General features: G+C 60.2%; 10 protein-coding genes. 7 read left to right on the top strand and 3 right to left on the bottom strand.

The features are described 5' to 3' along the window. Nucleotides 1-40 precede the first annotated feature (40 nt). Both ABD112_RS03740 and trhO read right to left on the bottom strand, forming a co-directional pair. Nucleotides 41-1,066, bottom strand: a complete 1,026-nt coding sequence (locus ABD112_RS03740; RefSeq protein ID WP_343923294.1) for a 6-phosphofructokinase — start codon at nt 1,064-1,066, stop codon at nt 41-43. Nucleotides 1,067-1,116: 50 nt separating this feature from the next. Then, the gene (trhO, locus tag ABD112_RS03735; RefSeq protein ID WP_343923292.1) at nt 1,117-2,004 is read right to left on the bottom strand and encodes an oxygen-dependent tRNA uridine(34) hydroxylase TrhO; all 888 of its coding nucleotides are present in this window, start codon (nt 2,002-2,004) and stop codon (nt 1,117-1,119) included. Between the two features lie 107 nt (nt 2,005-2,111). On the opposite strand from trhO, the gene ABD112_RS03730 reads away from it, so the two are divergent. Continuing rightward, entirely contained in the window at nt 2,112-3,047 is a 936-nt protein-coding gene (locus ABD112_RS03730) for a DNA-3-methyladenine glycosylase family protein (protein ID WP_343923290.1), read from the top strand. On the opposite strand, the gene ABD112_RS03725 is transcribed toward ABD112_RS03730, so the two are convergent. Further along, the gene (locus ABD112_RS03725) at nt 3,044-3,283 is read right to left on the bottom strand and encodes a hypothetical protein (RefSeq protein ID WP_343923289.1); all 240 of its coding nucleotides are present in this window, start codon (nt 3,281-3,283) and stop codon (nt 3,044-3,046) included. The genes ABD112_RS03730 and ABD112_RS03725 overlap by 4 nt on opposite strands. Before the next feature lie 59 nt (nt 3,284-3,342). Here ABD112_RS03725 and ABD112_RS03720 point away from each other — a divergent pair, with 59 nt between their 5' ends. The 6 genes from ABD112_RS03720 to ABD112_RS03695 are packed head-to-tail and all read left to right on the top strand — an operon-like array spanning nt 3,343 to nt 12,427. Beyond that, entirely contained in the window at nt 3,343-4,551 is a 1,209-nt protein-coding gene (locus tag ABD112_RS03720; protein WP_343923287.1) for a DUF6361 family protein, read from the top strand. Continuing rightward, nucleotides 4,544-6,298 (top strand): phospholipase D family protein, encoded by a 1,755-nt coding sequence (locus ABD112_RS03715; protein ID WP_343923285.1) that lies wholly within the window; start codon nt 4,544-4,546, stop codon nt 6,296-6,298. The genes ABD112_RS03720 and ABD112_RS03715 overlap by 8 nt, the downstream gene beginning before the upstream one ends. After that, complete coding sequence (locus tag ABD112_RS03710) at nt 6,295-8,688, top strand: hypothetical protein (protein WP_343923283.1); 2,394 nt, start codon at nt 6,295-6,297, stop codon at nt 8,686-8,688. The genes ABD112_RS03715 and ABD112_RS03710 overlap by 4 nt, the downstream gene beginning before the upstream one ends. Nucleotides 8,689-8,742: 54 nt before the next feature. Then, nucleotides 8,743-9,444: a helicase C-terminal domain-containing protein gene (locus ABD112_RS03705; RefSeq protein ID WP_343923281.1), complete on the top strand. Its 702-nt coding sequence runs from the start codon at nt 8,743-8,745 to the stop codon at nt 9,442-9,444. Further along, nucleotides 9,441-9,623 (top strand): hypothetical protein, encoded by a 183-nt coding sequence (locus ABD112_RS03700; protein WP_343923279.1) that lies wholly within the window; start codon nt 9,441-9,443, stop codon nt 9,621-9,623. Before ABD112_RS03705 ends, ABD112_RS03700 begins: the two co-directional genes overlap by 4 nt. A gap of 17 nt (nt 9,624-9,640) precedes the next feature. Next, entirely contained in the window at nt 9,641-12,427 is a 2,787-nt protein-coding gene (locus tag ABD112_RS03695) for a UvrD-helicase domain-containing protein (protein WP_343923277.1), read from the top strand. Nucleotides 12,428-12,445: the final 18 nt, after the last annotated feature.

Genomic DNA, 12,445 nt, shown 5'->3' with positions numbered 1-12,445 from the left:
ATTGCGGACCAGCAGGGACACAGGCGGCAGGTGGCAGTGGTTAGCCAAAGAGAATCGAAGCCTCGTCGTACCGCGACTGGGGCACAGTGTTGAGCTTGCCGAGGGCATCCTCGAACGCGACGTTGGTGATCTCGGTTCCGCTCAGCGAGACCATGCGACCCCAACGAGCGTGAATGACCGCGTCGACTGCCGCCATGCCGTAGCGGGTGGCGAGTACGCGGTCGTAGGCGCTTGGCGTTCCACCGCGCTGGATGTGACCGAGCGTGGTTGAGCGGGTTTCGAGTCCGGTGAGGGCTTCGATTTCGGGGGCAAGCAGGTCGCCGATTCCGCCGAGGCGGGGGCGACCGAAAGCGTCGAGTCCACGCTCGGAGTGTGCGTCATCCATGGTGTCGAGGGTGAATCCTTCGGCAACAACAACCAGAGGTGCACGACCGCGATCGCGAGCGGAAGTAACCCACTCCACGATCTGTTCCATGCTGGTCTTCTGCTCAGGGATGAGGATGGCGTGGGCGCCGGCAGCCATACCAGAGTGCAGGGCGATCCAGCCGACGTGACGACCCATTACCTCAGCGACCATGCAGCGGCCGTGCGAGTCGCCCGTGGTGCGCAGGCGATCCATGGCGTCGGTGGCGATCTGGGTGGCGGTGTCGAAGCCGAACGTGTAGTCGGTGGCGGAAAGGTCGTTGTCGACAGTCTTGGGGACTCCGACGATCTTGATGCCGGCATCCGTCAACCGCTTGGCAGCAGCGAGGGTGCCTTCGCCACCGATCGCGATGAGCGAGTCGACGCCGAGTCGCTTCATGTTTTCGCGCACGGTGTCTACACCGTTGGTGCCCTCGAAGGGGTTGGTGCGCGAGGTGCCCAGGATGGTTCCACCCTGTTTGGAGATGCCCTGAATGTCTTTGCGTTCGAGGGGCATGATGTCGCCTTCTACGACGCCGCGCCAACCGTCTCGGAATCCGACGAACTCTTTGTCGTAGACCTGAGTGCCCTTCAGCACAATGCCACGGATTACCGCGTTCAGCCCGGGGCAGTCGCCACCGCTGGTCAGGATCCCAATCTTCATGCAACTATCATGGCGCATTTTGGCTGTAATCCGAGCCACGGGCTTCAGAACTAGACGATAGCGACTGCTGCGGCGATCGGATGCGCGGCACAGGCTGTGGTCGGTGCGTGTTCGTCGCACACGACAAACTGCTCGCGGCACGACAGAATGTGACAGTTTTCGATTCGCTTGGTGGCTGCACCGCACTGGTAACAGCGACCGATGGCTGGGGTGTCTGCCGTGAAGTCGATCGCCATGCGCTTGTCGAAGACGTAGAGCGATCCATTCCAGAGGCCGGAGTCGCCATATTTTTCGCCGTAGCGAACGATGCCGCCATCGAGTTGGTAGACCTCGCCGAATCCGCGACTGCGCATGAGAGAGGAGAGCACTTCACAGCGGATGCCGCCAGTGCAGTAGGTGACGATCGGCGTGTCTTTGAGGTGGTCGTACTTGCCACTGTCGAGTTCGGCGACGAAGTCGCGGGTGGTGTCAACATCCGGAACTATCGCATCAGTGAACTTGCCGATCGCGGCTTCGATGGGGTTGCGACCATCAAAGAAGGTGACGTCTTTGCGGGCAACGAGCTCGTGAAGCTCTTCGGGGCTGAGCTTCGTGCCACCGCCGACGACACCGTTTTCGTCAACCTGAAGCTCGCCGGGAGCGCCGAAGCTGACGATCTCGTCGCGCACCTTCACGCTCAGACGTGGGAAGTCGTTGCCGATGCCCTCGCTCCATTTGAAGTCGATGTTTTTGAACGCGGGATACTCACGCGTCTTGCGGATGTAGCGCTTTACGTCGCGCAGCTCGCCGCCGACGGTGCCGTTCATGCCATCTTTGGAGAGGATGATGCGACCGCCGAGCCCGAGAAACTCACAGAGGTCGCGCTGCCACAACCGCACAGCCTCAGGGTCGGCCAGCGGTGTGAACACGTAGAAGAGCAGGATCTTAGGAACAGCCACGGCTCAAGTTTACGGTTGTTGGCTGGGTGCGAGTGGCGGGGGTTTGGAGCGCGCTTTTGGGGCGTGCATTCGGCTGGAGGTCGGCGGCAGCGCGTATCCTCCTATCAATGAATCTTGCGCTCGCCACCGACGAGCCTGTGCGCACTCGCTTTGCGCCCGGGCGTGCGGTCGACGTGCGCGCGACCCTGCAACCGCTTCGGCGCGGTTCGGGTGACCCAACAATGCGAGTGGATGCCTCGGGTACCTGGCACACGATGCTCACCCCGGCAGGACCTGCGACTTTGCACCTCGCGCAGCAGCAATCGCAAGTGGACTGCACCGCGTGGGGTGCGGGAGCCGAATGGGCGATCGAGAGTGTTCCTGAACTGCTGGGGGAGGGCGACGACTGGAGCGACTTCGATGTATCGGCGCTTCCGTTTGCTGCCGAGGCTCAGCGCCAGAATCCTGGCTTGCGGCTGACCCGCACTCGACTCGTTTTTGAGGCGCTCGTGATGGCTATTCTGGAGCAGAAGGTCACGGGCATTGAGGCGAAGCGGGGGTGGCGCATCCTCGTCACTAAGCACGGTTCGCCAGCTCCCGGGCCAGCACCTGTGGGGATGCGGGTTGTGCCGAAGCCGAAGGGCTGGGCGCAGATCCCGTCGTGGGAGTGGCATCGTGCGGGAGTCGGGCCGCAGCGTTCGGCAACCGTAATGCGCGCTACTCAGGTGGCGGCATCACTTGAGCGCACTGCCGATTGGGGTCGGGGCGGTTCCCGCGTTGAGGCGGCCTTGCGATCAATCGTGGGTGTTGGGGTGTGGACGGCCGCCGAAACCATGCAGCGCTCCCACGCTGACCCCGACAGCCCGAGCGTCGGCGACTACCATCTGGCGGCGGTCGTGGGCTGGGCGCTGATCGGTGAGCCCGTCGATGATGAGCGGATGCTCGAGCTCTTGGAGCCCTGGCGCGGCCACCGTCAGCGCGTCGTGCGACTCATCACGGCATCCGGGTTTCGCAAGCCTATTTTTGGGCCCCGGATGACGATTCAGGATCACCGGGGGCACTAGCGCGCTGCGATCTCCTTGAGTGCAGCACGAAAGCCCTTGTTCGGTCGGGCGTGGCGCAGGGCTACCGAAACTTCCGCCGACGCTTGCTCGATCGGCACCCCGAGGTGTCGGGCGGCATAGAGCGCAGCGACGGTAGGGGTGCGACTCTGCGCTTGAACGCAGTGGAGCAGCACAGTGTGACCGTCGGCGCGAAGCGCAGACTTCGTGAGTTCGGCCCGCAGGTGATGTCTGCTCACATCGGTAGTCTGAGAGTGCGTGCACCGATGCCCGATCGGCGGCGCAGGGGGAGCGCAGAATGCCGTCACTCATAGCGTGGCTTGATGCGTCGAGCGAGGATCAGCGCCGCATGCGCGAGATCGTCAACCTCTTCAGCGAACGCGACAGCCGGGATGAGCTCGGAATCGGACAGATTCGCGACGTGCTGAGCGACACGCTCTTCCCCGGAACCTCCACACTGCTCACGCGTGCCCGCTACATGCTTCTCATTCCGTGGGCGTTCGCCGCGGCCGCGAAACAAGGCTTAGACGCCGACGAGATCGCGCGTCGAGTGGAGAAAAACGAACGCAACCTCATCGCCACCCTCAAACGTGACACTGACGGAGAAGGCCTCTTGGGCAAAACTGCCGGTGCGGCGCTCAAGACTCTTCCGTCGAGCACCTATTGGGCAGCGCTCCGGCAGTACGGCATTCTCGCGGATCCGTCCCAAAGCCAAGCTGACGCCATCGCGGCCAGCATCCGGAATCCGGCGGACGACGACGAGACTTCGTACTCGGTTGGCCCGTGGTCGCCAACGCTCCCTCCGTTTCCCTCAAGCTTTCCCAACAACACCGGGGGAGGGTTCGACCTGAACCGTATCGAAGCCGAATGGTTGCGGGACCGGATGCTCAACGGCAGCGAAGGATCGCTGCTCGCCCACTTCATCGACCATCGACCACAATCCGAGACTGCGGCTCCCTGGCTGGAGCCAGGCGCTGTTGGCGCATCATCCAACTCCGCCAACCACCTATTCCATGCCCGGATGTTCTCCCAAGCTGTGAATGGTGCCTCGCTGCTCTACAACCTCCTGTTGGCGGAAGCCTACGAAGCCGCCGGCTACGACCGCGTCATCGGCAGAGTGGACGCGTATCGAGAACGCCTGAGCGAATGGCAAAACGATCGCGATCAGGCTTCGATGCATCTTTCATCCTGGGATCGGAGCGATTTTTGGGCGCTCGCGTATGCGAAGAATCCACGAATTAACGGCTCGTCTCGGGCATTCGTTGACACCTGGCTCGATGCCGTTACCGGGAGCGGATCACTCACCATCGCTGATAACGAAGGCCTCCGCTTGTTCATCGCGCAACGCGAGCGCCGCCACAAGGGGGTGCAAGCGAGACTGCAGAACACTCGACTGTTGCAAAGCTGGCAAGGAGCCTCAGGCGCCGGGGCGGTGACCTTCCGCTGGCGGCAGGTCAGGGGCATCCTCACCGACCTGCACGACGGATTGGAGCGAGCGGATGCTTGAACCGGATTCGCGGGCCGCCCTCACCGAACAGCTGCGCCCACCCAGCGGCTACGAGTTGGTGCATGCGGTCGGAACCACATTCACGCTCGACCTCACAAGTGCGCTCGCCGTACCGCTCTCGTTCGCCGGCCATCAAGTGCGCGAAAGCGATGACCCGATTGCCATTCTCGATGCCGTGCGCCGGGCATCTGACCGCATCGATATCTTTGCGCAAGCAGGCCACATCGTGGTGCCCCGACAAGCCTCCGATCTCGTCGCCTTTCTTGAGCCTATGGTTCACCCCGTCGCACTCCGCCGACCTGGCGCGCTCTTTCACCCGAAAGTGTGGATCCTCGAGTACGCCCGTGGGCAACATCGCAGCTATCGGATGCTGTGCTCCAGCCGAAACATCACCAGCGACCGCAGCTGGGACCTCGTCGTAAGGCTCGACGGGAACGAAGGCGATGAAACTCGCGAGCAGAACGAACCGCTCAGTGACCTCGTGCGAACACTCCCATCGTTGGCCGTCACTCCTCTCGCGCCCGAACGCCGCGAACGGATCGAGGGGTTAGCCGAACGAATCTCGAATGTGTCTTGGGAACTCCCGGCAGATATTCGCGAATTGAACTTTCATGCTCTGGGTATCGGTAGGCCGCTCACCATCGACTTTGCAGGCCAACGGCACCTCGTAATCTCACCCTTCCTTTCAGACGACGGGTTAGCGAACATCACCGCTTCACGCAAAGAAAAGGTGAAAGTCATTTCGCGAGCTGAAAGCTTTGATCGGCTGAAACCGGAGACCCTTAAATTCATTGAGCCTCATGTTCTCGATGATGCGGTTAGGGACAGTGACGAAATCGAGGAGGATCCTCTCATAGGTTTGCACGCCAAGGCCTATTTCCTAGATCGATTTACGGGCTCACGAGCAATAATCGGCTCCGCCAACGCAACACAAGCAGCCTTCGGCGGCAACGTCGAATTTCTCATCGAGATGGTCGGCCCCAAACCGCGCGTGGGAGTTCGAGCAGTGTTTGGCGAAGACTCGGAGCTTCGTAAACTCACCATCCCCTATGAGACCTCAGGCGGAGTGCAAGAAACCGAGACGGAGAAAGCCGATCGCGCGTTGGACGATGCCATTCGCTCGCTCGCGACCATTCGACTCCGCAACACCGTTCGACTGGAGGAGACCGACAAGTACTCCATCGACGTTGAGGCGGTCACCACAGCGAAGACCATTGCAGAGATCGAGACCGAAGTGCAGCTACTCACCCGGCCAGGAAACAGCCACTCGTTGCCACTTCAGGGCGGCCCACCCGTGGTTTTTACGGGACTCGACCTCACCGAAATTACCCCTTTCGTTATCATTCATGCCGTAGACGCACGTGGAGAGCGGCGAAGCACTGTGGTGAACGCCGAGCTGATCGGAGATGTTGCCCATCGGCGGGACGCGGTGCTCGCCCGACAGATCGATACGCCAGAGAAGTTTCTCCGATTCCTGCAACTGATGCTGAGCTTGGGCGGATCGGCCAGCGCGCAGTTTTCCCTCGGCAACTCGGGCGGATTTGGCTCTTGGTCGAGTGATGGCGCAGGAGTTTTCGAAACTCTGGTTCGTTCCCTCGCGGTCAACCCCGAGGGCCTCGACGACTTGGCCAGACTTGTCGAACGGATGCGAGGCGAAGCCTCTGCGGGGTCGCTGCCCACCGGCTTCGACGAAGTGTGGGAGCCGGTCTGGCGCGCCAGGCTCGCACAGAAAGGGGAGATGGCGTGAACGATTTCTCAGCAGAGGCAATCCTCGCCGAGCTCAAGTCCTTTCAGCGTGATGCCGTCGACCATGTGATGCATCGGCTCTACGACGCCCCCAACGCCAGCGGACGTTTCTTGCTCGCTGACGAGACGGGCCTGGGTAAAAGCGTCATCGCCCGCGGAATCATCGCGCGAACGATTGAACGGCTGCAGAACGATGACACCGTCGACCGAATCGACATCGTCTACATCTGCTCCAACTCGGATCTCGCTTCACAAAATCTACGTAGGCTCAACGTCACCGGGGACCCGCATATCGGACTCACCAGCCGGCTCACCCTGCTTGCGCGTGAATCACATCGTCTCTCGGGAACTAACGCAGCCGGACGCAAGCCAGTCAATCTGGTTTCCTTCACCCCCGGAACCTCGTTTGATATGGGCTCCTGGCGCGCTGGATCAGGTGAAGAGCGCGCGCTACTTCACATCATGCTCAACGAGATAGGCGGGTTGTCGGAACCTCAGCAGCGCGCATCGCGGATGCTGTTTCAAGGGCAGATCAAGACTAAGGAGGCCTTTCGGTACCAGCTTGCGCGAATCGAGCGCAGCTTGAAAGGACCAGTAGATCCGTCGATACTCCGAGCATTCGAGCGGAGCATCACCGATTCCGGTCTGCTCGAAAGCTATCTCTCCTTGCTTGGCAGCCTCGCGCTCAAGCGCAGGATTCCAGATTCGGTGGAAGAGCCCATTCGGCACCTCACTGCAAAGCTGCGTGCTGCCCTGGCGGCGGCAAGCGTCGATTCGCTGGAGCCGGACCTCGTCATCCTTGACGAATTTCAAAGATTCCGACATCTGCTTGACGAACACGAAGGCGGCGACGCTGCAGAGTTGGCTCACGCGCTCTTCAACTACTCAGCCGCGAAAGTCCTGCTTCTCTCCGCAACCCCGTACAAACCGTTCACCGAAGCAAACGAAGAATCGGGTGACGACCACTATCAAGACCTCATGACTACCTTGGGTTTTCTTGCCGAGGGTTCATCCGTATCGATCGCGGACATTCGTGATGGGTTCGCTGAATACCGTCAACAGATCGTCAACGGCAGACCCGCGATCGAGCACGTCGATCGCCTGCGCGCAAATCTTCTCACCGTAATGAGCAGAACGGAGCGCCCGCAGTCGGGCGGCATGGTTCGGGAACGCCAATTACCCTCAACTTCTCCGACAGATATTGATCTGGCCGGATTCGTTGCGCTTGAACGACTCTCCGCTGAGCTAGATATCCCCATCGGTCTCGAGTATTGGAAGTCCATCCCCTACTTCGCTAGCTTCATGAACAACTACAAAGTCGCGAGCGCGGTTGATCGGCGCCTGCTCGACAACGACGGAAGTATTGGTCGAGAACTCAAAAATCTTCAGCAGCTCGATGCGGACACGATCAGCGGCTACGGGCAGATCGAACTTGGCAACAGCCATCTTCGGGCGGTTGCCACAGAGACTCTGGACCAAGAGTGGTGGAAACTGCTCTGGTTACCCCCATCCCTTCCCTATCTTGCGCCAGGAAGCGTCTATGGCTCAATTGCGACCGAAGGCGCGACGAAACGAGTTGTATTCTCGTCGTGGACCGCAACGCCGACTGCTGTCGCGAGTCTCCTCAGCTATGAAGCCGAGCGCCGAATAGTCGACGGATCACGGCTCACCGTCAACTCTTCAGAAGCGCGGAAGTCGATATCGGCTCGTCTCGACTACAAGGTGACTGCCGAATCCCGGCCAGCCAGAATGTCGACACTTGCCATGTTCTGGCCGCATCCGGAGCTTGCTCAAGCAGGCGACCCGTTGTGGGTGGCGCGCGAAAGTGGTCACAACAAGGTTTCTGCCGATGAGGCCCAGTTGAAGGTTTCGGCACGGTTGGCGCCCGGGCCAGAATCGACATTTGCGTGGGAGGCCTTCTTCGCCACACGCGGTGCGACGCCCGCAGGCTGGGCACTCGAGTCCGCCAGTCTGGCTCAACTACTTTCGGCTAGACCCGTCGAAGGTGAAGAAGACAACGAGAGCGCCGCGGGTCGACTAATCACAGCGCACGTCGATCTCGCTATCGAAACAATCGCGCGTTCTGAGGATGCAATCTCGCACCCTTATCTCGCTCGACTAGCACTGCACTCGCCAGGCAATATCGCTTATCGGGCATTGGGACGCATACGCGATGACAACGACTCAACGAGCGATGTGGGCCAGTGGAGAGCAGCTGCGATGCTTTCTAACGGGATCCGCTCACTATTTAACCGAGCCGAAAGCATGCTGCTGCTCGACAAAGTTAAGTCCGCTGATGATGAGTATTATTGGCGCGCGGTGTTGGATTATTGCGCTGACGGAAACCTGCAGGCCTCACTAGATGAGTACCTTTTCCAGCTGAGGAGCTAAGCCGCAGGTGCGGTGCTCGACGACGAACTTCTCATGGCACTGGCGGTTAGAGCGGTGAACGCGATTACGATGCGGCCCTCGATCTACCACGCCCGAAATCATGCCGCAGAGGGTGAAAGTATCGCGTTCACGGCTCGATTCGCCCTGCGCTATGGAGGGAAGAGTCAGAACGAAGAAAGCGCTCGGCAGCCCGAAATCCGCAACGCATTCAACAGCCCGTTCTGGCCATTCGTACTGGCGTCGACGAGTGTGGGACAGGAGGGAATCGACTTCCATTGGTGGAGCCATGCCGTAGTGCACTGGAATGTGCCGTCGAATCCGGTCGACTTCGAACAGCGTGAGGGCAGGGTCAACCGTTTCGCCGGTCACGCCGTGCGCAAAAACATCGCTGCCGCGCACGCCTCAGACGTGATGACCTCCGAGGATCCCAATCCTTGGAAGGCCGCATTCGACGCAGCGTCAAAAACCCATGAGGATCTCGGCGAGTTCTCGCCATTCTGGATCTACCCCGGAGACGCAAAAATAGAACGACAGCTGGTGTCATTCCCCCTGAGCCGCGATCTTGCAAAAATCGACCGGATGAAAGAAGCGCTCACGCTCTACCGGTTCACGCTGGGGCAGCCGAGGCAAGAAGACATGATGGAGATTCTGAAGCGACGCGGAGTTGACGGGGCTGCTCTGCCCCTGCTGGACCTGAGTCCGCCAAGGTCGGCTGAAGTGGCTTCCATTAGAACGATCGAGGAGACTCAACTATGACTGATCCGCTTACGCCGAAAGATCTGGCATCCGAGCTTAATGTCAGTGCAAAACAAGTTCGAGAATACCTTCGGAGCAAATACGGCACGCTTCCGCCGTTCGAGACGAGGTGGCAGCTCTCCGACGCACAAGCGTCCGAGATTCGCGCGCACTTTAGTGAGAGCAATAAGAGCCAATAGCTAGGTTTTTTTAGGGGATGATCAGGGGATCAATCGTGGAAGCAACGTGGGCGCCATCACGCTGGGGTGCGCGCTTGGCACGCGTAACAGCCTGGAGTGCGGAACTCGTCGGAGATGAGCTTATATTCCGTGACGGCGGCGGCGGGGTCAAGAGGCACGCGCTCGCCCATATTGGTCGAACCCGAGTTCGCCACGGTCTGCTGTCATCAAGTGTCGAAATGGGTGCGCCAGCGGCACTTCGGTTGCGGGGGATGTCTCGACGCGATGCTCGCGACCTTCGCGAAACCGTCGAGAGGGAGCGCGAACGGGTGCTTGCCAGCATCCGGCTAGCTGAACTGATCGAAGAGTTCGACAAGCTCTGCCCGCTAGTGACAGGTTGGGCGCGTGATTTCTTCGCAGCCGCAAAGTCGCACCAGCGCGACAGCGGATGGCTCACCAGCGATTTCACCAGAACGTGGGAACAGCGCAAGCCCACCGGTCGGTTCGCAGAGTTGCTCGCCTCGCCCGAACTGGAAGAACACCGCCGGGACCTTGGCGGCGAAGATCTGCAAGCAATCGAGCTCTGGTCATCCGACCTCGCCCAGTACGTTTCCCGCTGGAACGAACGATTCCTCGATCAGGAACTCATCTCCTACAAATCATTCTTCGACAACGTCGAGCGATCGCCACTGACCGACGAACAATCACGCGCAGTCGTCTGCTTCGACAACCGGGTGCAGCTTGTCGCCGCTGCAGGCTCCGGCAAAACGTCAACGATGATTGCCAAGGCCGGTTACGCGGTGCACCGTGGACTCGTCGCGCCGGAACAAATCCTGATGCTCGCATTCAATAGCAAAGCTGCGGCCGAACTGCAGGAACGCGTCACCGAACGCCTCGCACCACTGGGGCTCGCCGCCGATCGCATTGTGGCGCGCACATTCCACTCGTTCGGGCTCGCCGTCATCGGTCAAGCGACAGGGCGCAAACCCAGCCTGGCCCCATGGGTGGAACGAGGCGGCGATGTCGAGAAACTTGCTCGTATAGTCGACGAACTGCGTGACACGGATGCTGCCTTCCGCACCGAATGGGACCTGTTCCGCATGGTGTTTGGCCGCGACCTACCCGAATTTGGGCAAGAAGAAGCCGACCCCGACGACTGGGACCCGGTCACCCGCCGGGGTGGCTTTCGCACGCTCGCCGGCGAAGTCGTCAAGTCACAGGGCGAACGGCTTATTGCTGACTGGTTGTACTACAACGGCGTCGAATATAGGTATGAGCGCCGCTATGAGATCGACACTGCAAATGCATCCCACGGCCAGTATCATCCGGACTTCTATTACCCAGATATCAATCTGTATCACGAACACTTTGCTCTCGATCAGAACGGGTTGCCGCCTGAAGAGTTCGTCGGATATCTCGATGGTGTCCACTGGAAACGAGTGTTGCACGCAGAGCACGGCACCGCTCTGATCGAGACCACGATGGCTGAACTGTGGAATGGAAAAGCGTTTGCAACTCTCACCGCCGAGCTCACTTCCCGGGGCGTTGTACTCGACCCGAATCCTGGCCGCCCAGCGGTGGGTCAGCCACCGATCGACAACCAACGCTTGGTGAGCACCTTCCGGTCGTTCATGGTCCATGCGAAAAGCAATCGCCTGACGGACGATCAACTCCTGACGCGCGCGGGCGAAGAAAGCCGGGAGCGGTTCCGGTTCCGACACGAGAAGTTCCTGCAGCTCTATCGCACCATTCGGCAGCGGTGGGAAGACGAACTGGTGAAGCACGACAGCATCGACTTCGAAGACATGCTGAATCTCGCCGCCGACCACGTCGAAGCTGGGTGGAAGAGTCCGTTCCGGCTTGTAATGGTCGACGAACTGCAAGACGTCAGCGCCGCCCGCGCCCGCCTCGCTCGAGCACTCGTCACCGAACCCAACCACTACCTATTCGCCGTAGGCGACGACTGGCAGAGCATCAACCGCTTCGCCGGCGCCGACCTTTCGGTGATGACCGACTTCGAGGGCTGGTTCGGCAAAGGGGAGACCCTTCGGCTGGAGCGCACGTTCCGATGCCCTCAGCCCATCTGCGATGTTTCGAGCCGATTCGTCTTGAAGAACCCGCAACAGTTATCGAAACAGGTGGTGTCATCGACGCCCGAACACCCGCCAGCCTTCGTGGCCATCGCCGCCAATAGCGACGAGCACGTGCAGTCAGTGATTCGCAAACACTTGGCAGAGCTGAACGATCGCATCGCAACCGGAATTGCACCGGTCGGTCGAGGCGGGAAGGCATCCCTCTTCATTCTCGGGCGCTATCGGCATCACGAGAGTCTTGTGCCGCACGCGGCAATCAAGCAATGGCCCCATCTCGATGTGAGGTTTTCGACCATCCACGCGTCCAAAGGGTTAGAAGCGGACTATGTGGTTATCCCGGGGCTGACGAGAGACAAGTTGTCGTTCCCGAGCAAGATCGCGGATGACCCGGTGTTGCGTCTGGCGATGCCAGCGCACGAAGCTTTTCCCTTCGCTGAAGAGCGTCGGTTGTTTTATGTGGCGATTACTCGTGCCCGGCGGTCAGTGACATTGGTCACCGTACGCAATCGGGTGTCACCGTTCCTCGCTGAACTGGTGAAGGAACAGGGCCTGCAATTGAGAGATGCGGAGGGCGGGCATGCCGTGGTGATTCCGTGCCCCGACTGCAGTGACGGCACCATGGTTCCCCGCGCGGGCAAGTTCGGGCAGTTCTACGGCTGCACAAACTATCCGAAGTGTCGGAAGACAATGAAAGAGGCGGAAGGCGTCGCCCTTACAGATACGGGTCCGTAGATTGGCGAAAGCTCAATG

Source organism: Rhodoglobus aureus (assembly GCF_039527955.1).
Taxonomy (GTDB): Bacteria; Actinomycetota; Actinomycetes; order Actinomycetales; family Microbacteriaceae; genus Rhodoglobus; species Rhodoglobus aureus.
The sequence above is the reverse complement of the archived record's forward strand: the minus strand, read 5'-3'. Positions and strand labels throughout refer to the sequence as shown.